The 23319-nt window shown below is 57.8% G+C and carries 23 protein-coding genes; 14 read left to right on the top strand and 9 right to left on the bottom strand.

Annotated elements, in window-relative coordinates:
• Window positions 1-25 precede the first annotated feature (25 nt).
• Together folD and mtnN are read left to right on the top strand one after the other, a co-directional pair.
• Window positions 26-889: a bifunctional methylenetetrahydrofolate dehydrogenase/methenyltetrahydrofolate cyclohydrolase FolD gene (folD, locus tag BMX75_RS12385; RefSeq protein WP_092828387.1), complete on the top strand. Its 864-nt coding sequence runs from the start codon at window positions 26-28 to the stop codon at window positions 887-889.
• A 42-nt stretch (window positions 890-931) separates the two neighbouring features.
• The gene (mtnN, locus tag BMX75_RS12380) at window positions 932-1639 is read left to right on the top strand and encodes a 5'-methylthioadenosine/S-adenosylhomocysteine nucleosidase (protein WP_092828385.1); all 708 of its coding nucleotides are present in this window, start codon (window positions 932-934) and stop codon (window positions 1637-1639) included.
• On the opposite strand, the gene pyrC is transcribed toward mtnN, so the two are convergent.
• Window positions 1632-2666, bottom strand: a complete 1035-nt coding sequence (pyrC, locus tag BMX75_RS12375; RefSeq protein ID WP_092828383.1) for a dihydroorotase — start codon at window positions 2664-2666, stop codon at window positions 1632-1634. The genes mtnN and pyrC overlap by 8 nt on opposite strands.
• A gap of 18 nt (window positions 2667-2684) precedes the next feature.
• Window positions 2685-2810 carry a hypothetical protein gene (locus BMX75_RS18345; RefSeq protein ID WP_281244563.1) on the bottom strand — a complete coding sequence of 42 codons (126 nt, stop codon included), beginning with the start codon at window positions 2808-2810 and terminating at the stop codon, window positions 2685-2687.
• A gap of 23 nt (window positions 2811-2833) precedes the next feature.
• Here BMX75_RS18345 and BMX75_RS12370 point away from each other — a divergent pair, with 23 nt between their 5' ends.
• Genes BMX75_RS12370 through BMX75_RS12360 form a run of 3 tightly spaced genes read left to right on the top strand, consistent with a single transcriptional unit; the run spans window position 2834 to window position 5104 of the window.
• On the top strand, window positions 2834-3250 hold the full coding sequence (locus BMX75_RS12370) for a hypothetical protein (protein ID WP_092828381.1): 417 nt from the start codon (window positions 2834-2836) through the stop codon (window positions 3248-3250).
• A 5-nt stretch (window positions 3251-3255) separates the two neighbouring features.
• Window positions 3256-4524: an ATP-binding protein gene (locus tag BMX75_RS12365; protein WP_092828379.1), complete on the top strand. Its 1269-nt coding sequence runs from the start codon at window positions 3256-3258 to the stop codon at window positions 4522-4524.
• A 40-nt stretch (window positions 4525-4564) separates the two neighbouring features.
• Complete coding sequence (locus tag BMX75_RS12360) at window positions 4565-5104, top strand: response regulator transcription factor (protein ID WP_092828377.1); 540 nt, start codon at window positions 4565-4567, stop codon at window positions 5102-5104.
• Between the two features lie 40 nt (window positions 5105-5144).
• Here the strand turns inward: BMX75_RS12360 and BMX75_RS12355 are convergent, their stop codons facing one another.
• Window positions 5145-5915, bottom strand: coding sequence for a 3-hydroxybutyrate dehydrogenase (locus BMX75_RS12355; RefSeq protein ID WP_092828375.1), 771 nt, complete (start codon window positions 5913-5915; stop codon window positions 5145-5147).
• Between the two features lie 197 nt (window positions 5916-6112).
• On the opposite strand from BMX75_RS12355, the gene BMX75_RS12350 reads away from it, so the two are divergent.
• Both BMX75_RS12350 and BMX75_RS12345 read left to right on the top strand, forming a co-directional pair.
• Complete coding sequence (locus BMX75_RS12350; RefSeq protein ID WP_066320490.1) at window positions 6113-6388, top strand: GrxA family glutaredoxin; 276 nt, start codon at window positions 6113-6115, stop codon at window positions 6386-6388.
• A gap of 114 nt (window positions 6389-6502) precedes the next feature.
• Window positions 6503-7270 (top strand): VOC family protein, encoded by a 768-nt coding sequence (locus BMX75_RS12345; RefSeq protein WP_092828373.1) that lies wholly within the window; start codon window positions 6503-6505, stop codon window positions 7268-7270.
• Between the two features lie 48 nt (window positions 7271-7318).
• On the opposite strand, the gene BMX75_RS12340 is transcribed toward BMX75_RS12345, so the two are convergent.
• Both BMX75_RS12340 and BMX75_RS12335 read right to left on the bottom strand, forming a co-directional pair.
• Complete coding sequence (locus BMX75_RS12340) at window positions 7319-7984, bottom strand: CoA transferase subunit B (protein WP_092828371.1); 666 nt, start codon at window positions 7982-7984, stop codon at window positions 7319-7321.
• Between the two features lie 65 nt (window positions 7985-8049).
• Entirely contained in the window at window positions 8050-8748 is a 699-nt protein-coding gene (locus BMX75_RS12335; RefSeq protein WP_092828369.1) for a CoA transferase subunit A, read from the bottom strand.
• 198 nt (window positions 8749-8946) lie between these two features.
• Here BMX75_RS12335 and BMX75_RS12330 point away from each other — a divergent pair, with 198 nt between their 5' ends.
• The 3 genes from BMX75_RS12330 to BMX75_RS12320 are packed head-to-tail and all read left to right on the top strand — an operon-like array spanning window position 8947 to window position 11680.
• A complete protein-coding gene (locus tag BMX75_RS12330) occupies window positions 8947-9861 on the top strand; it encodes a LysR family transcriptional regulator (RefSeq protein ID WP_092828367.1) in 915 nt (304 codons plus the stop codon).
• Between the two features lie 44 nt (window positions 9862-9905).
• Window positions 9906-10787: an acyltransferase gene (locus tag BMX75_RS12325; RefSeq protein ID WP_092828365.1), complete on the top strand. Its 882-nt coding sequence runs from the start codon at window positions 9906-9908 to the stop codon at window positions 10785-10787.
• Window positions 10788-10807: 20 nt separating this feature from the next.
• Complete coding sequence (locus BMX75_RS12320; RefSeq protein ID WP_092828363.1) at window positions 10808-11680, top strand: LysM peptidoglycan-binding domain-containing protein; 873 nt, start codon at window positions 10808-10810, stop codon at window positions 11678-11680.
• A 46-nt stretch (window positions 11681-11726) separates the two neighbouring features.
• Here BMX75_RS12320 and gcvT read toward each other — a convergent pair whose 3' ends face one another.
• Together gcvT and BMX75_RS12310 are read right to left on the bottom strand one after the other, a co-directional pair.
• Window positions 11727-12839 carry a glycine cleavage system aminomethyltransferase GcvT gene (gene gcvT, locus BMX75_RS12315; protein WP_092828361.1) on the bottom strand — a complete coding sequence of 371 codons (1113 nt, stop codon included), beginning with the start codon at window positions 12837-12839 and terminating at the stop codon, window positions 11727-11729.
• Between the two features lie 94 nt (window positions 12840-12933).
• A complete protein-coding gene (locus BMX75_RS12310) occupies window positions 12934-14322 on the bottom strand; it encodes an alanine/glycine:cation symporter family protein (protein ID WP_092828359.1) in 1389 nt (462 codons plus the stop codon).
• Window positions 14323-14731: 409 nt separating this feature from the next.
• On the opposite strand from BMX75_RS12310, the gene gcvH reads away from it, so the two are divergent.
• Together gcvH and gcvP are read left to right on the top strand one after the other, a co-directional pair.
• On the top strand, window positions 14732-15118 hold the full coding sequence (gene gcvH, locus BMX75_RS12305) for a glycine cleavage system protein GcvH (protein ID WP_092828357.1): 387 nt from the start codon (window positions 14732-14734) through the stop codon (window positions 15116-15118).
• 70 nt (window positions 15119-15188) lie between these two features.
• Entirely contained in the window at window positions 15189-18086 is a 2898-nt protein-coding gene (gene gcvP / locus BMX75_RS12300) for an aminomethyl-transferring glycine dehydrogenase (protein ID WP_092828355.1), read from the top strand.
• A gap of 55 nt (window positions 18087-18141) precedes the next feature.
• Here the strand turns inward: gcvP and BMX75_RS12295 are convergent, their stop codons facing one another.
• On the bottom strand, window positions 18142-19032 hold the full coding sequence (locus BMX75_RS12295; protein ID WP_092828636.1) for a LysR family transcriptional regulator: 891 nt from the start codon (window positions 19030-19032) through the stop codon (window positions 18142-18144).
• Between the two features lie 128 nt (window positions 19033-19160).
• Between BMX75_RS12295 and ppnN the strand changes: the two genes are divergently transcribed.
• Window positions 19161-20543 carry a nucleotide 5'-monophosphate nucleosidase PpnN gene (ppnN, locus tag BMX75_RS12290; protein WP_092828353.1) on the top strand — a complete coding sequence of 461 codons (1383 nt, stop codon included), beginning with the start codon at window positions 19161-19163 and terminating at the stop codon, window positions 20541-20543.
• 314 nt (window positions 20544-20857) lie between these two features.
• Entirely contained in the window at window positions 20858-22159 is a 1302-nt protein-coding gene (locus BMX75_RS12285; protein WP_092828351.1) for an MFS transporter, read from the top strand.
• A 43-nt stretch (window positions 22160-22202) separates the two neighbouring features.
• Here the strand turns inward: BMX75_RS12285 and BMX75_RS12280 are convergent, their stop codons facing one another.
• The gene (locus BMX75_RS12280) at window positions 22203-23123 is read right to left on the bottom strand and encodes a homocysteine S-methyltransferase family protein (protein ID WP_092828349.1); all 921 of its coding nucleotides are present in this window, start codon (window positions 23121-23123) and stop codon (window positions 22203-22205) included.
• Between the last annotated feature and the right edge of the window lie 196 nt (window positions 23124-23319).

Genomic DNA, 23319 nt, shown 5'->3' with positions numbered 1-23319 from the left:
TCAACCTCTACGGGGATTTCTTTACATGACCGCCCAACTCATCGATGGCAAAGCTATCGCCGCCAATGTCCGTCAGCATGTTGCTCAACAGGTAGCTGCCCGCCAGCAGGCAGGTAAAAGAGCACCCGGACTTGCGGTTGTGGTGGTAGGAGACGACCCCGCCTCACAAGTCTATGTGAACAATAAGCACCGCGCCTGTGAACAGGCAGGCATTCTTTCCTTTCAGCACGCCCTGCCCAGCGATACTTCCCAGCAGACACTTGAAGCGCTGGTTGACCAGTTAAATGACGATCCTACCGTCGACGGCATTCTTGTCCAGCTCCCCTTGCCCGACGCGCTCGACGCCGAACCGATACTCGAACGGATTCGACCCGACAAGGACGTCGATGGCTTTCATCCCTTCAATATTGGCCGGCTGGCCCAGCGCATGCCGGCCCTTCGCCCCTGTACGCCAAAAGGCATCATGACGCTGCTCGAACAGAGTGGCGTCAAGGTCCGCGGTCTCGATGCCACCGTCGTCGGCGCCTCTAACATCGTCGGGCGGCCCATGGCACTGGAGCTGATGCTTGCCGGCGCCACCACCACGGTATGCCACCGGTTTACCAGGGATCTGGAAGCACATGTCCGACGTGCCGACCTTGTCGTGGTTGCCGTCGGCAAGCCCGGCATCGTGCAGGGTGACTGGATCAAACCCGGTGCCGTGGTGATTGACGTGGGGATCAATCGCCAGGAAGACGGCAAGCTGAAGGGGGATGTCGGCTTCACCGCTGCCGCCGAACGCGCCAGCCTGATCACCCCCGTCCCTGGCGGCGTAGGACCGATGACCGTCGCCACCCTGCTGGAAAACACCCTGGCGGCCGCTGAACAGCACGATCAATCTGACAGCTAACCGCGCTGTTTATCTTCTTCTGACGGACAGGAAACCAACATAGTGAAGCGTATCGGTATCATTGGCGCCATGGCGCAGGAAGTCAGCATCCTGGCGTCCCAGCTCGACAACCCGGAGCGTTATGAGCACGCGGGGTTTATCTTTCATCGTGGCACACGCCACGGCCTCGACGTGACCATCCTGCAATCGGGTATTGGCAAAGTGAACGCAGCGGTCGGCACGGCGCTACTGCTGGAGCGCCATCAACCTGACGCGGTGATCAACACCGGTTCAGCCGGCGGGTTCGCCAGCGACCTGCATATCGGCGATATCATCATTTCCGACGAAGTCCGCCACCATGACGTAGACGCCATGGTCTTCGGCTACGAAATGGGCCAGGTCCCCGGCATGCCCGCGGCTTACCTGGCCGATGCAGCGCTCCGCAAAGTGGCCCAGGGCGCCATCAAGACACTGGGCGAGGTCAAGGTGCGTGAAGGCTTGATCGCCACTGGCGATGCCTTCATGGCTGACCCGGCCAGGGTCGATGCCACCCGCGCCTTGTTCCCCGACATGCTGGCGGTGGAAATGGAAGCCGCCGCCATTGCCCAGACATGCCATTTGTACCAATGCCCCTTCGTGGTGATCCGCGCCCTATCCGACATCCCCGGCAACGGCGATAACCATCTGTCCTTTGAGCAATTTCTGGATATGGCTGCCGACCATTCCTCGCGCATGGTCGACCAGATGCTCCTCACCTTGAGCGCTAGCTGATCGACCAGTCGAGCGCTTCCCCCGCCAGCAGCGGAATGATCGCTTCCCCCTCGGCGTAGGGGTAGCTGGCGGGGACGTTTTGCGGGCGCCGAGACAGGGTAATCGTGTCGCCATTGGGCGGCAGGCCATAAAAGCGCGGCCCGTTGAGGCTGGCAAACCCCTCCAGCGCCGATAGCGCCCCGACTTCGTCAAACGCCGTCGCATAAAGCTCTATCGCCGTGGATGCCGTGTAGGCACCCGCACAGCCACAGCTGGACTCTTTGGCGGTTTGCGCATGGGGGGCGCTGTCGGTACCCAGGAAAAACTTCCCGCTGCCGCTGGTCGCCGCTTTCAGCAACGCCTGGCGGTGCCTTTCGCGCTTGAGAATGGGCAGGCAGTAATAGTGCGGCCGAATACCCCCGACCAGCATTTTATTGCGATTGAATAACAGGTGGTGCGCGGTAATCGTAGCGGCCACCGTATCGGGTGCCTGGGCAACGAACTCGGCGGCTTGCTGTGTCGTGATATGTTCGAACACCACTTTCAACCCTGGGTGGCGCGCTAAAAGCGGTGTCAGCACGCGCTCGATAAACACCGCCTCGCGATCAAAGATATCAATGGCCGCGTCGGTGACTTCACCATGCATCAACAACGGCATGCCTGCTTCGGCAAGCGCGGCAATGGTCGCATCGCAGCGCGTCAGATCCGTCACCCCGGAGGCAGAGTTGGTGGTCGCGCCCGCCGGGTAAAGCTTGACGGCGTGGACGATGCCGCTACTGGCCGCCCGCGCGATCTCTTCCGGCGGCGTGGTGTCTGTCAGGTACAATGTCATGAGCGGTTCAAAGCGACTACCGGCAGGCAGCGCATCCAGAATCCGCTCACGGTAAGCGACAGCTTGTTCGGTCGTGGTGATCGGCGGCGTCAAGTTCGGCATAATGATTGCGCGCCCCATCTGGGCCGCGGAATGGCCCACGACCGCTTTCAGTGCTTCGCCATCGCGCAGGTGGAGGTGCCAGTCGTCTGGCCGGGTCAAAGTAATAGCGTCCACGGAAGATCCTGTACGTCGTCAGTTATCGCAGTCAATGAAATGGGCGCCCAGCGCCTCGAACAGCAGTATACCGGATACGCCATCAGGTTGAATCGAGTGCCATTCATCCACAGCCGACTCGATGTGGCGTATGATAATGATCACTGGTTGGTCAAAGGATACACGTTATGCAGAAGGTCCGGCGAAACGCCGACATTATTGCCAGCCTCGAAGGCTTGCTGTGGCTCGCACTCGCGTGGTCGGTGTCGTTTTCTACGTATTACGGCAGTACCGAAGCGACCGTCACCATGCTGCTGATCATCGCCACACTGGCATTTTTCAGCTGGGCGCACCGGCCGCTTCGCTTCCTCCTGCGGCGTTATCACGTGCGCAAACGACGGACTGATATGTGGATTCACCTGCTGGCGCTGCCGGTGCTTATCGCGATGTTTTTCCACATCATGATTGAGGGCCTGCTGGGCAGCGCCTGGCTGCCCCCCAAGATGCTGGTATTCAATATTGTGGCCACGGCGGGATGGTTAACCTACGTCATGACGCTGTTTATTAAATTCCTGATCCATCGCTTTAAATCCACCGCCAGGTGAGCCAGATGCCAACCGAGCTCCCGCTACCGTTATCGACCCCGAACCGTAACCTGGTCCGATTGACCATAGTGCGAGGCATCACCTGGACGGGGTTTTTAATTGCCATCATCGTGGGCGTCAAGTTCCTCTCGTTTGAGCTGCCCGTGCCTGAGGTGATCAGCGTCGTTCTGGCGATGGGACTGCTCAACATTGCCACCTGGTGGCGGCTGGGACGGCCACGCGCCGTCCAGCACCTTGAGTACTTGCTACACCTGCTCGCCGATGTAGTGGGCTTGACGCTGCTGTTCTATTTTTCCGGGGGGTCCACCAATCCCTTTATCACCTATTACCTGGTACCGATTACCATTGCGGCCGCTACCCTGCCCTGGCGTCATGCCTGGATCATTGCCGGCTGCGCCATGGCCGCCTATAGCTTCTTGATGATTGACTACCATCCTATTCCCCAATTGGGGCATATCAACAGCAGCAGCCCGCTGAGCCTCCATGTCTTGGGCATGTGGGTGAATTTCGGCATGTCCGCAGGACTGGTCACTTTTTTCATCTATAAGATGGCCCATGCCTTGAGGCATCGTGACCAGGCGCTTTCGCGCACCCGCGAAGCGGCATTGCGCAACGAGCAAGTGCTGGCCGTTGCCACCCAGGCGGCAGGCACCGCGCATGAGTTGGGCACGCCGCTATCCACCATGGCGGTACTGCTCAAGGACATGCAGCAAGAAGCCAAGGATGACCCGGAGCGCCAGGAAGATATCGAATTGCTGCGTCAGCAGGTGGATATTTGCAAATCCCGCCTGCAGCACCTCGTCAGTCAGGCAGATCGGCGGCGCATGGCAGAACCGGAAGTGCTCGACGCCGAAACCTGGCTAGGCGGTGTTGTCCAACGCTGGCTGGTATTACGGCCCGATGTCAGTCACCGACTGGACATCGCTGGCCGCCGTGGACGGCCCTGGCTGGCCGTTGACGCCACCCTCGATCAGGCGCTCACCAATCTGCTGAATAACGCCGCGGATGCCAACCCCGAAGGCGTCGCCATTGGACTGGATTGGTACTCTGACCGCGTCGTGATCGATATTCGTGATCACGGCCCTGGCGTTGCCATGTCGATTGCCGATCAGTTGGGCGACACGTTCGTTTCCACAAAAAGCAAGGGAATGGGCATTGGCTTGTTTTTAACTCACGCCACTATCAATCGTTTTGGCGGGGGCGTGAGTCTTTATAACCATCCCGAAGGCGGCACCTTAACCGAAGTCACGCTACCTCGTGCAGATGCTGACTAGGCGCTGTGACGCCTCTCGTTACTGATTCATTGAGGTCATCATGCAAACACCCAACCAGCGATTATTGATTGTCGACGACGACGAGATGTTTTGCCATGTGCTAAGTCGCTCGCTCACCCGGCGTGGGCTTGAGGTCGTCGTGGCCAATGATGCGGACCAGGCCCTGGCGCTTGCGGCCCAACATATGCCCACCATGGCCACCCTCGACTTGAAGCTGGAAAATTCTTCGGGGCTCAAGTTATTGCCCGAACTGCTGGCGGTCGTTCCGCACTGTCATGTGGTCGTATTGACCGGCTACTCGAGTATTGCGACCGCCGTGGAAGCCATCAAGCTGGGAGCCGTCAATTATCTATGCAAACCGGTCGACGCTGACGATGTACTGACCGCGTTCGAACGGTCCCAGGGCGACCCCAATATTGAAGTGGCTGATAACCCACCTTCCATCAATCGCATTACCTGGGAACACATCCAGAAGGTCTTGCAGGAGCACGATGGCAATATCTCGGCCACTGCCAGGGCGCTCGGCATGCACCGCCGAACCCTGCAGCGCAAACTGCAAAAGCGCCCTGTGCGCCACTAACTCGCTGTCTGTCTACACCTGTGGGCTAATGCAGCGCGAATTAATGGGCGGTCCAGCCCAGGTCGATATTCCAGCTCGCCCCGGTCACCGCCCCTGCTGCATCCGAGGCCATGTAGGCGACCAGTTGCGCCACTTCACCCGGCTCGATCAGACGTTTTACAGCGGCATTCTTGAGCATGATATTTTCAATCACTTCCTGCTCGCCCATGCCATGCAGCTTGGCCTGATCCGCAATCTGGTTATCGACCAGCGGCGTCTTCACGTAGGCCGGGCATATCGCGTTCGCCGTAATCCCCTGTTCACCGCCTTCCAACGCGGCCGTTTTGGTCAGCCCGATCATGCCGTGCTTGGCACTGATATAAGCCGCCTTGCCCGGCGAAGCCACCTGGGCATGAATCGACGCAATATTGACGATCCGCCCCCAGCCCTTTTCACGCATGTACGGCCAGGCGGCCTGGGTCAGCAGGAAAGGGGCCGTCAGCATCAGGTCGATAATGTGACGCCATTTGGCTTCAGGAAAGTCTTCAATGGCCGCCACATGCTGAATCCCGGCATTGTTGACCAGGATATCCACGCCGCCGAAGCGTTTGACCGCCTCCGCAACGGCACCGCGACAGGCTTCCGGGTCGGTTAAATCCGCCTGGTAGAATGCAGCCCCTGCTGCCTCGGCAATCGCTCTGCCGTCGGGATTGAAATCCACCGCCAATACCTGATGGCCCAATTCACAAAAGTGTTTGACCACTGCCTCGCCAATACCGCTGCTGGTGCCGGTAACCAAGGCAACACGAGGGGTCACTGCTGTTGTCGTCATGGCAAATCCTGTTGATCAAGTGAATGTACTTACTGGGTCAGTCTAGCTGATTGCTTACCGTTTCACTGCTCCCCTTCGGTAGCAGACGCAGATGATAACGTGACTCAATAACCTTTTTAGCGTCCCCCTATTGGATAACGCTGGCCGGTTGATTCACAATGCGTCATCGTTCTAACACTGACACAAAGGAGTCATGTATGTTTGTGGTCATTTTTGGGCGCCTGTCCTGCCCGTTCTGTGTTCGCGCCAAGCAGCTTGCTGAGCAGTTGGAACAGGCGGGCAGTATCGAAGGCTACCGCTACGTCGACATGCCGTCTGAGGGCGTCAGTAAAGACGATATTGCCAAAACCGCAGGCAAGCCGATTCATACGGTGCCCCAGGTCTTTGTCGATCAGCAGCATGTCGGTGGCTTCAGCGAGTTCGACCAGTTCGTCCGCGACCGCCAGCTACTGAGCACCTCCTCGACTGCCTGACCCATCGTTAGCCTGCCGTTTAGCTGCGTTGAACTTATCGTTTGTCACTTGCCTATACTGGGGTCGATAGCAACCCATAAGTTAGTGGGCCGACACCCTGGCAAGGAAGGCAGCATGCATCGCGAGGAGTTCATCCAGCAGTTATGGCTGGATTATATTCATACCCATCCTGATATCGGGGCACTTCGCCTCTGGCCCCTTTCAACGCCAGCGGATTACCTCACGCTGGTAACGCTCAATCATGGTGGTTTTTCCTCACAGGCACTGTCACCAGCGCTTGCCCATATGGGGTATCGCCATATCGGGCATTATGCGATGGCCGACAAAGGGCTGCTCATCCACCTGTTGGCGCCAGCGGACAGCGGAAGCTGGCTGGTTCTCGCCGAATTACAGACGGGCACCCTGTCAAGACCCTCACGCGAAGCGCTACTCGGCCTCGTCCAGCAGGCACATCCGCAAGACAGCAAGGGCCAAAACCTGCTTTGCAGGGGGCGCCCCTGGCCAATGCCTACCTGGGCACTCTATCAGCAGCTTTACACCGAACACCCACTCGCCGCCTGGTTAGCCGTAATGGGGCCCAGGCTGCACCATGTCGGCTTTGACTGCGAACAGCTTGGCCTGTCAATGGAAACCATTGACCGGCAACTGACAGAAAGCGGCCTGCCCCACATGGAAGGCCAGCAGAATGGGGTGTTCAGCGTTTCCAATCTGCTCATCCACCGTTTCTATCCGACCACGCCGCAAAAAAAGATATTCGACCAGGGTGATGAACATCGCCTCTGCCTGGGCGGCCTGGCCATTGTCCAGAAGCACCTGGACAGCAATCACGAGCGGGTCGCCGAGCTGTTGCTGCCTCTTCATGCACGCTGCGAGATGGCGTAAGCGCGGCGACGCTTACGCCCTGACTTACAACAGGCACTCGCGGGTCGGCTAGCCTTCAACAAAGGTCATTTCGGGGACGTGGTCGGGTACCACCAGTTTACCAGCGGTCTTTTCGACGATTTCCTCAACACTCACGCCCGGCGCACGCTCTTTCAGAATGAAAGTGCCGTCCTTGATTTCCAGGTAAGCCAGGTCAGTCAATACACGGTTGATACAGCCTGCACCGGTCAGTGGTAGATTGCATTTTTCGAGCAGCTTGGATTCCCCGTGTTTCGACGCATGGGTCATGGTGCAAATGATATTTTCCGCACCGGCCACCAGATCCATGGCGCCCCCCATCCCCTTGATCAGCTTGCCGGGAATCATCCAGGAGGCAATATTGCCGTTCTGGTCGACCTCAAACGCCCCCAGAACCGTCAGGTCCACATGGCCGCCGCGAATCATTGCGAAGGACTCTGCCGATGAGAAAATCGCCGCGCCGGGCCTCGCCGTTACGGTTTGCTTGCCGGCGTTGATCATGTCGGGATCAACTTCTTCTTCCGTGGGATAACGGCCCATGCCCAGCAAACCATTTTCCGACTGAAGCATTACGTCCATATCCTCGGGGATATAGTTGGCCACCAGGGTCGGAATGCCAATTCCTAAATTAACGTAAAAGCCGTCTTCCAGTTCACGCGCCACGCGCTGAGCCATTTGTTCACGTGTCAATGCCATGGTCAGTTCCTCATAGTGAATCGATTAAAAGCCAAAAAACCGGGTGGTTCGATAACGCCGCACTCTTAGCTGTGCACCGTGCGTTTTTCGATGCGCTTCTCAAACGTGCCCTGAATGATTCGGTCTACATAGATGCCCGGTGTATGGATCTGACCGGGCTCCAGTTCGCCGGGCTCAACGATCTCTTCGACTTCAACGACGGTAATCCTGCCCGCCGTTGCGACCATGGGATTAAAGTTCTGCGCCGTATGGCGGTACATCACATTACCGTAGCGGTCGGCCTTCCAGCCCTTCACAATGGCAAAATCACCGGTAATGGCCTCTTCCAGAATATGCGGACGACCATTGAATTCACGGACTTCCTTGCCTTCGCCAATGGGGGTGCCGTAGCCGGTGGCGGTGTAAAACGCCGGGATACCGGCCCCGCCCGCGCGCATCTTTTCCGCGAGTGTCCCTTGGGGGGTGAGCACCACCTCGATCTCGTCATTGAGCATCTGCTGCTCAAAGAGCGCATTTTCGCCTACATAAGACGCCAGAATCTTGCGTATCTGACGATCTTCGAGCAAGAGGCCGAGGCCAAAACCATCGACGCCACAGTTGTTCGATACAACGGTCAGGTCCTTGACCCCACGCCGCTTTATTTCAGCAATCAAATTCTCAGGAATGCCGCACAGGCCAAAGCCACCGGCCAATACGGTCATGCCGCTTTCAATGCCTTCCATTGCTTCTTCGTAGGAAGCAACACGCTTATCGAATCCTGCCATTGTTATACCTCGCCTTGTTGTCGATGACGGTTGTCGATGACGGTTGTCAGTGATACCCCAATGTCGCTGAGCCCACGAGATGCAAGGTGTGACGGCTATCGCGACGCAGGCTTAGGGTTGCAGTGTTGTGCCAGACAATATATTTGTTAAGTTTGTTTTTCTTATCGATTTATTTTCATAACTTATAAAGAGACAGCCATGACCGTCAAACAGTTACGCGCCTTTCTGGCTGTTGCCCAGACCCTGAGCTTTACCCAGGCCTGCGAACGGCTGCATTTGTCCCAGCCCGCCCTTAGTCTAGCCATAAAAGGGCTCGAAGATGCGCTGGGCGGCAAATTATTGCTACGCAGCACTCGCAGCGTCCGCTTGACGCCCGAGGGCGAGTCGCTGCTACCGCTGGCCAAGCACTTGCTCGCCCAGTGGGACAATACGGAAGAACGCCTGCGTCAACGCTTTACCCTGCAGTTGGGACGCCTCAGCGTCGCGGCAATGCCCGCCTTTGCCTGCAACCTGCTGCCCAGGGCATTGGTTCGATTCCGTCAACAGTACCCCAAAATCAACGTGACCGTGCACGATGTCATCAACGAAGACGTTAACGACATGGTGCGTTCGCGTCAGGTGGAATTGGGCATTGCGTTCGCACCGGAGGGTACCGGCAGCCTGTCATTCACGCCCTTGTTCGAGGACCATTTTGTCGCGGTCGTTGCCAAAGGCTCACGGTTGGATCAGCGAGCATCGCTGTCATGGGAAGACTTGCTTGGCGAAGACTTTATCACCTTGCAGCGTCCCTCAATGGTTCGCAGACTGCTGGAACAGGCCCTTTCCCGACAGCAAATGGATTTGCCGGTCGCCTTCGAGAGCCATCAGTTATCGACCGTCGGCCGAATGGTGGCGGAAGGCCTGGGGGTCAGCGCCGTGCCGTCAATGTGCATTCCCCAGATGCAGGCGCTGGGCGCACACTACCTGCCACTGACCTCGCCAAGCATCGCCTGTCGCGTGGGGATCCTGACGCAACAGGAGCTATCAGTGGCCGCGCATGCACTTCGCACGGTCTTGCTGGAAACCGTTCAAGCGCCCTACTTACCCGAGCATGAGGCTGGGCAGGCTGGGTAATATCCTTTAGCATTCAACATTACGCACCAGTAAGGAAGCGCGGAATGCCGATGTTTAAAGGGGTGATTAGCGTCGTCTTGCTAGTCCTCAATACGCTTTTTTGGGGAATCCCCCTGACAGCGCTATCGCTGCTCAAACTGATAGCCCCCAATGGGCGCATTCAAAAGGCAGTACAGGCAGGTATTGGTCACGTCACCATGAACTGGATAGGCGTTAACCTGTGGTGGATGCGCCACTGGATACAACCTCGGCTGGAGGCGTCCGTTCCCGACAACCTGCGCCCGGATCAGTGGTGGCTGGTGATATCCAACCATCGTAGCTGGACCGATATCTTTATGCTGCTGATGGTTCTTCACCGGCGCATTCCCATGCCGCGTTTCTTTGTAAAGCGGCAGTTATTGTGGATACCGATCGTCGGTCTTGCCTTCTGGGCGCTCGATTTCCCTATCATGCGCCGCATTACACGAGAGCAAATTGCCCGCAATCCGGGCCTGGCAAAGCTGGACCGGGAGGCGACAGAACGCATGTGCGCTCGCGCCCGCCAGTCGCCCATTGCTATCTACAATTTTGTTGAAGGCACCCGCTTCACGCCGCATAAACATGCCTTGCAACAGAGCCCCTACCGCCATCTGCTTCGGCCCAAGGCGGGCGGGGTTGCTCAAGTCCTCCACTTGCTTGGCGACAAGCTCGACGGCATCCTTGACGTGACGCTGAGCTACACCAATCCGAATCCCACTTTTTGGGGCTTTCTTTGCGGCCAGGAAGCACCGATCACCCTGAAGGCACGCATCCTTGACGTGCCTGCATGGATGTTGACCGCTGACTATCACGCCGAATCGCAGCACAAGGAACATTTCCACTCATGGATCAATGCACTCTGGCAGGAAAAAGACTGTCAGCTGGATGGCCAGATCGATCACGCGTGAGCAAGTGGCTCGGGGCTCTCATGGTCGCCAGCACACTGGCCGGCTGCGCCAGCACGCCCTCTGCCCCTCAGCGAGTCGCCGCCCCGGCGGCGGCCCAGATCAGCGGTAGCTGGGTGGCAGTCAAACGTGGCGATACGCTGGGCCAGTTAGCCAAACGCGCCAACGTGCCGCTCGAAAGGCTGCAGCGCTTCAATCCGGGCGTCAGAGCACGCCACCTGGCCGTTGGTCAACGCTTGCTGATTCCCACGCAGCAGGAACGCGCGCCAGCCAGCGGCCCATACCGCTACCAAATCCGCCCGGGCGATACGTTTTCCAGCCTTGCTCGCCATTTCGGCACCACCCCATCGCGGCTGGAAAGTGCCAATACTGGCATCTCGGCGACCGAGTTGCGCGTTGGCCAAATGATCAATATTCCCGTCGGTTCGAGCAGTGGTACCTCGACCGCAAGCTCGACAACGTCAAGCCGCAGCCAACCGGCCGCGCAAACGTCCAGCCCGGGCAGCTCATCGCTCCCGGCGTCGGCCAAACGCTGGCCCTGGCCGCTGGATGATTACCGTGTGGTTCGCCGCTACGGCCCCGATAGCCGTGGCACGCTTCAGCCCATGCTGCTGGCCACCCAGGCCAATGCAAGTGCGAAGGCAGTCGCCAGGGGCGAGGTTCGTTTTGCGGGCAGTATGCGACAGCTTGAGAAGGTGGTGATTGTTCACCATGCGGATAACCTGCAAAGCGTCTATGCCCTGTGTGAGCAGTTAACCGTCGAAGAAGGTCAGCAGGTGGCCGCAGGTGACCCGCTTTGCCAGGTAGGCAAAAGTCGGGCCACAGGCCGTCATGATTTGTTGTTTGACTTACGTCAGGGCGGCAAACCGATCGACCCCCGGCGGGTGCTGAAATAAAACCGTCCCCGTGGCTGAAACCGGAGCGGGGGCGGTTTAACAGCCCTTAACCACGATAATAGTGGGCGGTGACAAAGGGTGTTTTGGTGACCGTCATGGGCAACCGTTTGCCGCGCACTTCGGCATAGACGGTCGTGCCCGGTGCTTCTAGGTCCCGGGAAACATAGCCCATTGCCACCGGCTTGCCCACACTGGGCCCGAATCCACCGGAGGTCACCGTCCCCACCTCACTGCCATTTTCATCTACCAGCGAGGCGCCCTCACGCACCGGCGCGCGCCCCTCGGCCACCAGCCCCACGCGTTTACGGGTATGGTCTTTGGCATCGACCTGGTGAAGGATCAAATCGGCACCGGGAAAGCCGCCAGGGCGGGCACCACCGTGGCGACGGGGCTTGCTGATCGCCCAGATCAAACCGGCTTCTACCGGCGTGGTCGTGGTATCCATGTCGTGCCCGTAGAGACACAGACCCGCTTCCAGACGTAAGGAGTCCCGCGCCCCAAGACCAATGGCTTCTACTTCTGGTTCTGACAGCAGACGCTCGGCGAAAGCCTCCGTGGCGTCAGCCGCCACCGATATCTCGAAGCCATCCTCGCCGGTGTAGCCACTGCGGCTGATCCATATTTCCTGGTCATCCACCTGAAAGCGACCGTGCTGCATGAATACCAGCCCGCAGGCTGCCGGGCACACCCGCTGCATGACCTGGTGCGCGCTGGGACCCTGCAGGGCGAGCAACCCACGGTCCAGGGGCGCTATGCTCAGACGGTCACCTAAACGGGCCTGCAGATGGGCGATATCCTGTTCCTTGCAGGCAGCATTGACCACCAGATAGAAATGTTCGCCCGCATTGACGACCATCAGGTCGTCAAGAATCCCGCCTTCATTGCTGGTCAGCAGCCCATAGCGCTGGGCACCTTCGGCCAACCCAACCAGATCGGCAGGAATCAGGGTTTCCAGTTCCTCGGCGACGTTATCACCGGACACCACTACCTGCCCCATATGCGAGACATCAAACAAGCCGCACTGCTGGCGTGTGTGCTCGTGCTCCTTTTTAACGCCCAACGGAAACTGGACAGGCATCTCGTAACCGGCAAAAGGCACCATCTTCGCCCCCAGTCGGCCATGCAGCGCATGCAACGGGGTCTGTTTAAACTCAGTCATCAATCACTCCTCTACAAACAAGAGCGGGAAGCCACATGAGTGCCTTCCCGACTCTTCATAAGCATTGCAAAGGCGCACGAGCGCCTGGCAACGATTAGTTATCGTGGTCTAACGCTTCCCCTGGCAAGACGTCTTTGCCATCGAAATAGTCTTTGGTCAGTTTAAACACGACAGGCGACAGCAGTGCCAGTGCAATCAGGTTGGGAATCGCCATCATGGCGTTGAAGGTATCTGCCATCAGCCAGATGAAACCAAGCTGCGCCATGGCACCAAGCGGAATCGCCAGAACGAAGAGTACCCGATACAACATGATAGAGCGCGTGCCGAACAGGAACTGGAAGCATTTTTCACCGTAGAACGACCAGCCAAGGATGGTGGTAAACGCAAATACCGCCAGTGCAACGGCAACAATCTGATTGCCGAACCCGGGTAACGCCGCATCGAAGGAAAGTGCCGTGAGCGACGCCCCTTCTTCGCCATCGATCCATACGGTTGAGGTCAAGATCACCAGCGCAGTGATGGTACACACCACAATGGTATCGATGAAGGTGCCCAGCATGGCAATCAGACCCTGGCGAACCGGGTTCTTGGTCTGTGCCGCCGCATGGGCAATTGGCGCACTACCCAAGCCTGCCTCGTTGGAGAAAATCCCCCGGGCCACACCAAAGCGAATCGCTGCCATGACGGCCGCGCCTGCAAAACCGCCCGCAGCGGCGATGGGATTGAAGGCGTAGTAGAAAATCAGGCTGAAGGCTTCACCGATCTGGCCTGCATTAATAATCAGCACGAGAATACCCGCGACGATATAGGCAATGCCCATGACCGGCACCAGCTTGCCGGCGACCTTGGCAATCCGCTTGATGCCGCCGAGGATGACCGCACCAGCCAGCACCATGATCACCACACCGGTCAACCATGTCGGCACGCCAAAGGTGGCATCCATGGCATCCGCGACCGAATTGGACTGAACCGTGTTACCGATACCGAAGGCCGCAACAGCCCCGAAGAACGCGAACAGTACACCAAGCCACATCCACTTCTTGCCGAGACCGTTCTTGATATAGAACATCGGTCCGCCAACATGGTAGCCAGTACTGTCGGTTTCACGAAAACGGACCGCCAACAGGGCCTCGGCAAATTTTGTGGCCATCCCCACCAGCGCCGTGATCCACATCCAGAACACCGCGCCCGGCCCGCCTAACGCAATCGCGGTGGCCACCCCGGCGATATTACCGGTACCGATGGTCGCCGATAACGACGTCATCAGCGCGTTAAAGGGGGAAATTTCGCCATCTTTTTCAGCACTTTCGCCCTTGGCTTCCCGCCCCTGCCACATGAGCTTGAAGCCAATACCCAGCTTCCTGATGGGCATCAGTTTCAGGCCAAGCTGGAGGTAGATCCCCACACCTAGCAGCAAGATGAGCATCAACGGGCCCCATACCACCCCGTTAATGGCTCCGAAGAGACTGTTTAATGTTTCCACCTGCTACCTCCTTACCCTTTTCATGGTTTGATTTATTCGATGTAGACCAGATGTAACGCTTGGCGACGCGTCGCTTGATTCTGGCCATCAAACGTTCTGGTGTCACGAGCCGATCGCTGGCGGCACCCGACGTAAGATCGCCATGTTTTACACCATAACTTTGGTCACTTGCCATGGCATTGTCGAGTTTACATAGCAAATATCGCTAAATTGGCAATTCATCACCACGTAATCGCCATTGACGTTTTAGGTAGGGGGGTCGTTATAAAGCGGCAACGGGGAACTTGTTTCCTATTGGAAACACGTTACCATGCGTCGCTAAACGCTCGCCGTGCACAGCGCCCATCGCCAAGGTGAACAACAAGCGCTAAGATGGCGGCTCCACATCCGTTTCGTATAGGGAATCACCATGAGCAACCTTCCTGCCAACCTTCGTTACGCTGAGAGCCACGAGTGGGTGCTTGATCATCAAGACGGTACGGTCACCATCGGCATTACCGACCATGCTCAAGCCGCGCTCGGTGATGTCGTGTTCGTCGAACTGCCCGATGTTGGCACCACGCTGACCAAGGGTGATGAGTTTGGTGTCATTGAGTCGGTCAAAGCCGCTTCCGACCTTTATTCGCCCGTCGATGGCGAAGTCATCGAGGTCAATGAAGCGCTGGAAGATGCCCCCGAAACGGTCAATGATGCCCCTTATGAAGGCGGCTGGATCATGAAGGTGCGTTTAAGCGATGAAAACCTTGAGGAGCTCATGGATGCAGACGCTTATCAAGCGACCTTGAGCGACGACTGATCAATAACGCCTGCCCATTGGCAGGCGCAGCCCCCTGCCCGGTTTTCTCATCACGTTCGGAATTCTCTCCATGCCTTTTGAAACTCGCCGATTAGCCGAACTGGCTGACCACGATGCTTTTATCAAACGTCATAATGGCCCTGACGCCGACGACGTCTCCACCATGCTAAAAGCGCTCGACATGCAGCGCATGGAAGACCTGATCGAGCAAACTGTCCCCGGCGATATTCGCCTCGGCCGCGAGCTGTCGCTCGACGATCCCAGAAGCGAAGCCGAAGCCCTCGATTACCTGAGCCAGCTGGCACGTCAGAACCGGGTCGCCAAAAGTTATATTGGCCAGGGCTACTATGGGACCCACATGCCCGCGGTGATTCAGCGCAACGTACTGGAAAACCCGGGCTGGTATACGGCCTATACGCCTTACCAGCCGGAAATATCCCAGGGGCGCCTGGAGGGCCTGCTGAACTTCCAGCAGGTGGTCATGGATTTAACCGGCATGGAGCTTGCCAACGCCTCTCTGCTGGATGAAGCAACCGCGGCGGCTGAAGCCATGGCGTTGTGCAAGCGCGCCAACAAGAAAAACAAGTCCAATGCCTTTTTTGTCGCTGACGATGTGTTTGTCCAAACCCTGGACGTGGTCAAAACCCGCGCCGATTTTTTCGGGTTTGAACTCATCGTCGGACCGGCGTCATCTGTCGCCGAGCATGACGTTTTTGGGGCCTTGTTCCAGTACCCCACGGCCAACGGCGACATTAGCGACCTGGCGTCGTTGATCAGCTCCGCCGAAAAACATTCAATCATGACCTGTGTCGCCACTGACCTGCTGAGCCTGGTTCTGCTCAAAGAGCCGGGTGCTCTGGGTGCCGATATCGTGGTGGGTAACTCTCAGCGCTTTGGGGTGCCCATGGGCTTCGGTGGGCCTCACGCCGCCTTTTTTGCCACATCAGACAAACTCAAGCGATCCATTCCCGGGCGGATTATTGGCGTCTCCAAGGACAGCCGTGGCCAAACGGCGCTGCGCATGGCGATGCAAACCCGTGAGCAGCATATTCGCCGCGAAAAAGCCACGTCCAACATCTGTACTGCCCAGGCGCTACTGGCCAACATTGCCGGTTTTTACGCCACTTACCACGGTGCCGACGGGCTGCGCAAAATTGCCGGCCGCGTGCATCGCTTGACGACAGTGCTCGCCCACGGCCTTCAGCAGGCAGGTATCCGGCTGGCACATGACACCTGGTTCGATACGCTGCGCCTGACCCAGGTGGATGCAGGCAAGATCCATGGTCGCGCGATGACCCACGACATCAACCTGCATTATTTTGCCAACGGCGATGTGGGCATCAGCCTGGATGAAACCACCACGGCCCACGACGTGGCCCTGCTGTTCGACGTGCTGCTCGGTGATGAGCACGGACTCTCTGTCGCCGCTCTTGACGAGCAGATTGTCACTGACCGTGTTTCCGGGATTCCCCGCGCCTACCAGCGGGAAAGCGATTTTCTGACCCACCCTACCTTTAAGCGCTATCGCAGCGAAACCGAGATGCTGCGCTATCTGAAGCGGCTGGAAAATAAGGATTTATCGCTTGCCCATGCGATGATTCCCCTCGGCTCGTGCACCATGAAACTCAACGCTACCAGCGAGATGATTCCGGTTTCCTGGCCGGCGTTTGCCCATATCCACCCCTTCGCCCCCCGCGAGCAGGCGGCTGGCTACCACCAGATGATCGACGAACTGGCCGACTTCCTGGTTGAGGTAACCGGCTATGAGCATATTTCCATGCAGCCCAACTCGGGCGCCCAGGGTGAATACGCCGGGCTGGCGGCCATCAGGCGTTACCAGAATGCCCAGGGCGAAGGCCACCGCAATGTCTGCTTGATCCCAAGCTCGGCCCACGGCACCAACCCGGCGTCTGCGGCCATGGTGCAAATGCAAGTAGTGGTGGTCGAGTGCGACGCCAACGGCAACATTGACCTGGACGACCTGCGCACCAAGGCAGAAAAGCACCGGGATCAGCTCTCCGCCATCATGCTCACTTATCCGTCGACCCACGGCGTTTTTGAAACCAGCGTGCGCGAAGCCTGCCAGATCGTTCACGACAACGGTGGCCAGGTATATATCGACGGCGCCAACATGAACGCCCAGGTGGGGTTAACCCGCCCCGGGGATTTTGGCGGCGACGTGTCGCACCTGAATCTGCATAAAACGTTCTGCATCCCCCACGGCGGCGGCGGCCCAGGTATGGGGCCTATCGGCGTCAAAGCCCACCTGGCGCCCTACGTGTCCAACCACGTGGTCACGCCCATTAACGGTGTCAATCCAGAGTGCGGCGCGGTATCCGCCGCGGCGTTTGGCAGTGCTTCCATCCTGCCGATTTCCTGGGCCTACATTAAAATGATGGGCGCGCAGGGGCTGCGCGAAGCCACTGAACTGGCCATTCTCAATGCCAACTATATTGCCAAGCGGCTTGAAGCGGCCTACCCGATTCTCTATCGCGGCCAGAACGGTACAGTGGCCCACGAGTGCATCATCGACATTCGCCCGCTCAAGGCGGCCTCAGGCATCAGCGAAGAAGATATCGCCAAACGCCTGATGGATTACGGTTTCCATGCGCCCACCATGTCCTTCCCCGTGCCTGGCACGCTGATGATCGAGCCAACCGAGTCGGAATCATTGTATGAAATTGACCGTTTCTGTGATGCGATGATTGCCATTCGGGAGGAGATTACGCGTGTCGAGCAGGGGGAGTGGCCGCTGGATAACAACCCTCTGGTCAATGCGCCGCATACGCAGGCGGATATCATCGACACCGAATGGCAGCGTCCTTACGACCGCGAACTGGGGGCCTTCCCTACCGCCGCCGTCAAGGCATCGAAATACTGGCCAGCCGTCAATCGCGTGGATAACGTCTTTGGTGACCGTCAGTTGATTTGTTCTTGCCCGACCATCGACGAGTACCGCGACGCATAACGGCCAGCTCAATCAGCAGCCAAGCGCCTTGAGACCGACGCCTGTAAAGCGAGCCTCAAGGCGTTATTTCCTGCATCCGCTCCTGATGAAAGCCGTCAAGCAGCTTTTCATAGCGCTTGGGCAGCACGGAATCCCGACGACGCAGTAAATACAGCACTTCATTCACCGTATTGGGCAGGTTGAGTGCCTTCACCTGGCGTTGCCAGGGCGAGGTCTCGAGAACCAGACGCGACACCACCGTAAAACCCAGCCCCCGGGCGACAGCATCGAGCACCATGCTGACTTCATTGGTGAAGCCCTGGTGACGAAAATGTGTCATCGAGCGAAACTCATCCGGAAAGTTGGCACGCAACAACGCATTGGCGTGGTTGATGCCGTCGTAATAGTTGAGAAAACCAATTCCCATCAGATCCGCAAGCGTCCCCTCGACAAAGTCTGCCGGTACCACCAGACACAACGGCTCCTGGTGCCATACGTGGCACTCCAGGTCGGGATGATTGACCGTGTCGGTCACGATCCCGATGTCATAGCGCCCCTCCAGCAGGTCATTGACGATCTCGTGATTGAAGGCAAAGCTGTAGCTGACGGTCAGACTGGGGTGTCGTTGCTGCTGACCCAGAATGTACGGATAGAACATCAGCCCCACGCTTCCCGGTGACGCTATCCGGCATTCGCCGCTATCCAGCAAATCGTCGTCCAGCGCATGACGAAACTGCTCATGTTCAGCAAACAGCTTCAACGCATAGTCGTAAGCCCGGCGCCCCGACTCGGTTAACGTAAAACCTCGACCGCGCCGCTCCAACAAGGTTTTATTTAAATAACGCTCCAACTTGCGAATATGCTGGCTCACTCCGGGCTGCGTCATATCCAGTCGCTGCGCGGTACGTGTAAAACTGCCCGTTTCCACTAAAGTGATGTAGGTTCGAAAGTATTGCGCATTAAACATGTTGAGCATCATCGGGTTAGCAATGGTGGCTATCATAGCATACTGCTCGTCGGGCAATGTCGGTGTACCCATTCAGGGAGCATGATAGTATGCGTTGAGACTCCACACCGTCAGGAAAAGCAACACTAATGACCCCAAACGCTCAATCGCGCGACACCATTTCCAGCATCATATCGCCGGAAGGAAGCCTTGAAGTCCTTTCCCAACACGAAGTCAACCGACTGCATCGCACGTCACAGAGTGGCTTGCATGATTTGCTGAGGCGCTGCGCCCTGGCCGTGCTTAACTGCGGCAGCCCGACCGACGATAGCCTGGCAATTCTGGAAGCTTATAAAGACTTTGAAATCGAAGTGCTTCAGCAGGATCGTGGCATCCGTTTAAAACTGACCAATGCGCCTGCCGAAGCCTTTGTGGATGGGCGCATGATTCGCGGTATTCGGGAACACCTTTCATCGGTCATCCGCGACATTGTGTATATCTACAATGAAATCCAGCGCCATGACCGTTTCGACCTGACCACTGCCGAGGGCACCACCAACGCGGTGTTTCATATTCTGCGTAAGGCGGGCACGCTCATACCCGGCCGCGACCCTAGCCTGGTAGTGTGCTGGGGCGGTCACTCCATTTCCCGGGAAGAGTACGAGTACACCAAGGACGTTGGCTACCACCTTGGTCTGCGCGATCTGGACATTTGCACAGGCTGCGGCCCCGGCGCCATGAAAGGCCCGATGAAAGGTGCCAACGTCGCCCACGCCAAGCAGCGTCGCCGCGACGGCCGCTATCTGGGGATTTCTGAGCCGGGCATCATCGCCGCCGAGGCGCCTAACCCGATCGTCAATGAACTCGTTGTCATGCCCGATATCGAAAAGCGCCTTGAAGCGTTCGTGCGCCTGGGGCACGGCATCATCGTCTTTCCTGGCGGCGTGGGCACCGCGGAAGAAATCCTCTACTTGCTGGGCATTCTGCTACACCCCTCGAATCAGGATATGCCATTTCCGCTCATATTGACCGGCCCGGCCGATTCAACGGCCTACTTTGAAAAGATCGATGAGTTTCTGGTCTACACGCTGGGCGAGGACATCCGGCGTTTTTATACCATCATTACCGGCGATCCCGTCGCGGTTGCCCGGCTGATGCGCCAGAGTGTCGATGAGGTTACCGAGTTCAGGCGCACTCATCAGGATGCCTTCTACTATAACTGGCGCCTGACGGTTGCCCGCGACTTCCAGGCACCTTTTGACCCTACTCACGATGCCATGCGAGCCTTGGCGCTTCACCGCCAGCAGCCGACCCATGAGCTGGCCGCCAACCTGCGCCGGGCGTTCTCGGGCATTGTCGCGGGCAACGTCAAAGAGCAGGGCATCCGCGCCATTGAAGCCCATGGCCCTTATGAGCTCAATGCCGAGCCTGAGCTAATGCGTCGCCTGGATGAGCTGCTGAGTTCATTTGTGGCACAGGGCCGCATGAAACTTGATGGACAGGCCTACACCCCGTGTTATGTGCTGACATGATCAATCAGTTGAGTGGCGGCAAGACCAAGGCGTTTGCCAAGCATTGCTTTGCAAGGCAGGCCTGACCCCGCTGCCCTCGCCGACCACCAGGCCCCCAGCTAACCCGTCATCAATCTGACTTCCAATTCATACAAAACGCCGCCGGAGAATAACATCCGGCGGCGTTTTTGTAGGCATCTTCATGATGATACTGGATTAACAATCTCATCACTTGCGATGAAATAGATCCTGTTACATTGCTCCTGGTAGATGTCATTGAGAGAATGGCAACACCCGTACGACATTCAAGCCAAACGCAACAGTGGGGTGGCCATATGAAGACCTTGTCCAACATGGGGTTTGCCTTCTTTGGCGCTGCCCTGGTGGCCATCAGTTACGGGCTCGCACGCTTCGCGTTTGGCTTGTTTGTACCCTCCATCAGCAATGAACTGGATCTGTCAGCCTATATCGTCGGCATTATCGGCGCATTGCCCTTTGTCAGTTTCGTGCTTGCCACCATGGTGGCGCCACTTGCCGCCAACCGTCTCGGGGCACGCAACCTGGCAGTCCTCTCAGGGTGTTTTGGTGTTGGTGGTCTGGCCCTGATCAGCCAATCTTCAGACGCTCTATCGTTGGGTATTGGTGTGTTTACCTGCGGTGTCTGCACGGGGTTGATGATGCCAGCACTGACCTCCGCCATGCAGGTATTGGTCAGCCGTTCGATGCACGGCCGCGTCAGTTCCATCATGAACGCCGGTACCAGTATCGGCATCATCGTGGCGGTACCGACCGTCGTATTTCTGGCAGATGCCTGGCGTTTTACTTATACGTCTTTTGCCATACTGGCAGGCATCGGAGTCGTGGCCGCCTGGTTTTTTATCCCCTCGGTCTCACGGGTCATTCCCGCCAACGCCGCGCCACCTCCCCCGGTGACGCGACAGCAGTGGTCGCGCCTTGTCCGGCTTTCACTGTTTGCGTTCGCCATGGGGTTTGTCTCTGCCCCGTACTGGATCTTCGCACCGGACCTGGTGGTCAGGCTGGGTGAACTCCCCCCCGCTCTCACCGGCTGGCTGTGGTTCGCCGCTGGCATTGCCGGCCTGGGAGGTGCGGTGGTGAGCGATGTCGCCGATCGCAACAACCCGCCCATTACCCAGGCGTTAATGCTGATGATGCTGGCGGCAAGCCTCGTGCTCCTCGCCGCCAGCCCCGACCAGTTGGCCCTGACGATGTTTTCCGCATTGGTATTCGGTCTCGCCTACATGAGCCTGACAGGTTTATACCTGATGACCGGCATCCGCCTGTTGCCCGGACGCCCATCCATGGGCCCGGTATTACCTTTCATGGCCTGCGCGCTGGGTCAGGCCGCGGGCTCACCGGTGGTCGGCATGCTGGTCGGCGAATTCGGCTATGCTGACGCTTTTTCCATATTCTGCGTGATCGGTATTCTTGTCTCGGTGCTCTCCCCGCTGTATCCGGGCCATATCGACTACCTGACCGACGATGACGAGCAGCCCCAGGAAGTTGAAGCTGAAGAGACAGGCCTTCAAGCGGCTTACGATCACCAATTCCTGGACGAGGATGGCAACCCTATTGAACCGGTCGGGGAGGAAGAAGAAACAGAAGAAACGAATAAGTGACACTGTCAGTGATCACTCATACAGAGTGCCACAAACGCACAGATCAATATGACACCAGATGGTAGCCGCTGTCGGTCAATTGCCTGGCCAACTCAGCAATATGCGCAGGACCCACTTCACAGCAGCCACCGACCACCCTGGCGCCCAGTTCGGCCCATGCCAGGGCATGTGCGGCATAGCCGATGGGATCAAGATCAGCACGCGATGTGAGCGCGTCTACAGTTCCGCCAGGTTGCAGCGGTGCCACGGATGTAAAACCATTGGCATACCCACCAAAGGACACGTTAAGGGTAGCAAGTTCGTGCATGGCGGCTGTAACGGCTTCGGGCACTGAACAATTGACCACTATCTTCTCTGCGCCAATAGACGCAACCTCATTAACTGCTTCGGACAGCCGCTCCCCAGAGCGCAAACGGGTACCATCGCTATCATCTACAGTGAATGCCACCCATACCGAGCGTTCGGCTTCCACCGCCGCGATCGTCGCCGCTCGCGCCTCACGTATCAGCGACATGGTTTCACAGAGGAAAAGGTCTACACCTTCTGCTTGCTGCTGCACAAGACGCCGGTAATCACGCTGGCAAACGGTGTCGTCCGGCACGCTATCGGCATGATAACTTGCCACCAACGGCGGCAGGCAACCTGCGATGCGAACTTCCCTGCCGCTCTCTTCGCGCGCCTGACGTGCAGCATTGAGTGCCGCCGTATGCAAGGGCTCAAACATGGCGGAACTGCCATCCCGCGCCAGACGATGTGGGGTGGCACTGTAATTATTGAGCTTAATGACTTGCGCTCCAGCCGCGATGAAATCGCGATGTGCATCCACGACCAAATGGGGCTCGTCGAGCATGACCTGAGCAGACCATAGCGGGGACACCGGTTGGCTGCTGCGCTTCCTGAGCTCCTGTCCCATACCTCCGTCCAGCAACACTATGTTTCTGCTTTCAGCAGCTTTTTCCAACATCAGAAATCTACCCCTGCCTCAGTTTCTCGGCGTTCAGTGTCGCATACCCATTGAAAATTTCTCACAGCGTCAAGTCAGCCGATGGGATTCATACGTTTTTCAGACTGTATAGCACTAGTGAACGGCGACTGGACCAATCCCCCCGTGCTAACTGGGCCCACTATCAAGCCAAGACCAAAGGACACAATCGCGGTCG

It is taken from the genome of Vreelandella subterranea (assembly GCF_900111305.1).
In the GTDB taxonomy this organism is placed as follows: Bacteria; Pseudomonadota; Gammaproteobacteria; order Pseudomonadales; family Halomonadaceae; genus Vreelandella; species Vreelandella subterranea.
This window is presented reverse-complemented; position numbering and strand designations above follow the sequence as displayed.

Excerpts from the sequence above, each read along its gene's own strand:
- folD (WP_092828387.1), top strand. The coding sequence starts at position 26 with ATGACCGCCCAACTCATCGATGGCAAAGCTATCGCCGCCAATGTCCGT.
- BMX75_RS12370 (WP_092828381.1), top strand. The coding sequence starts at position 2,834 with ATGCAGAAGGTCCGGCGAAACGCCGACATTATTGCCAGCCTCGAAGGC.
- BMX75_RS12365 (WP_092828379.1), top strand. The coding sequence starts at position 3,256 with ATGCCAACCGAGCTCCCGCTACCGTTATCGACCCCGAACCGTAACCTG.
- BMX75_RS12360 (WP_092828377.1), top strand. The coding sequence starts at position 4,565 with ATGCAAACACCCAACCAGCGATTATTGATTGTCGACGACGACGAGATG.
- BMX75_RS12355 (WP_092828375.1), bottom strand. The coding sequence starts at position 5,915 with ATGACGACAACAGCAGTGACCCCTCGTGTTGCCTTGGTTACCGGCACC.
- BMX75_RS12350 (WP_066320490.1), top strand. The coding sequence starts at position 6,113 with ATGTTTGTGGTCATTTTTGGGCGCCTGTCCTGCCCGTTCTGTGTTCGC.
- BMX75_RS12345 (WP_092828373.1), top strand. The coding sequence starts at position 6,503 with ATGCATCGCGAGGAGTTCATCCAGCAGTTATGGCTGGATTATATTCAT.
- BMX75_RS12340 (WP_092828371.1), bottom strand. The coding sequence starts at position 7,984 with ATGGCATTGACACGTGAACAAATGGCTCAGCGCGTGGCGCGTGAACTG.
- BMX75_RS12335 (WP_092828369.1), bottom strand. The coding sequence starts at position 8,748 with ATGGCAGGATTCGATAAGCGTGTTGCTTCCTACGAAGAAGCAATGGAA.
- BMX75_RS12330 (WP_092828367.1), top strand. The coding sequence starts at position 8,947 with ATGACCGTCAAACAGTTACGCGCCTTTCTGGCTGTTGCCCAGACCCTG.
- BMX75_RS12325 (WP_092828365.1), top strand. The coding sequence starts at position 9,906 with ATGCCGATGTTTAAAGGGGTGATTAGCGTCGTCTTGCTAGTCCTCAAT.
- BMX75_RS12320 (WP_092828363.1), top strand. The coding sequence starts at position 10,808 with ATGGTCGCCAGCACACTGGCCGGCTGCGCCAGCACGCCCTCTGCCCCT.
- gcvT (WP_092828361.1), bottom strand. The coding sequence starts at position 12,839 with ATGACTGAGTTTAAACAGACCCCGTTGCATGCGCTGCATGGCCGACTG.
- gcvH (WP_092828357.1), top strand. The coding sequence starts at position 14,732 with ATGAGCAACCTTCCTGCCAACCTTCGTTACGCTGAGAGCCACGAGTGG.
- gcvP (WP_092828355.1), top strand. The coding sequence starts at position 15,189 with ATGCCTTTTGAAACTCGCCGATTAGCCGAACTGGCTGACCACGATGCT.
- BMX75_RS12295 (WP_092828636.1), bottom strand. The coding sequence starts at position 19,032 with ATGTTTAATGCGCAATACTTTCGAACCTACATCACTTTAGTGGAAACG.
- ppnN (WP_092828353.1), top strand. The coding sequence starts at position 19,161 with ATGACCCCAAACGCTCAATCGCGCGACACCATTTCCAGCATCATATCG.
- BMX75_RS12285 (WP_092828351.1), top strand. The coding sequence starts at position 20,858 with ATGAAGACCTTGTCCAACATGGGGTTTGCCTTCTTTGGCGCTGCCCTG.
- BMX75_RS12280 (WP_092828349.1), bottom strand. The coding sequence starts at position 23,123 with ATGTTGGAAAAAGCTGCTGAAAGCAGAAACATAGTGTTGCTGGACGGA.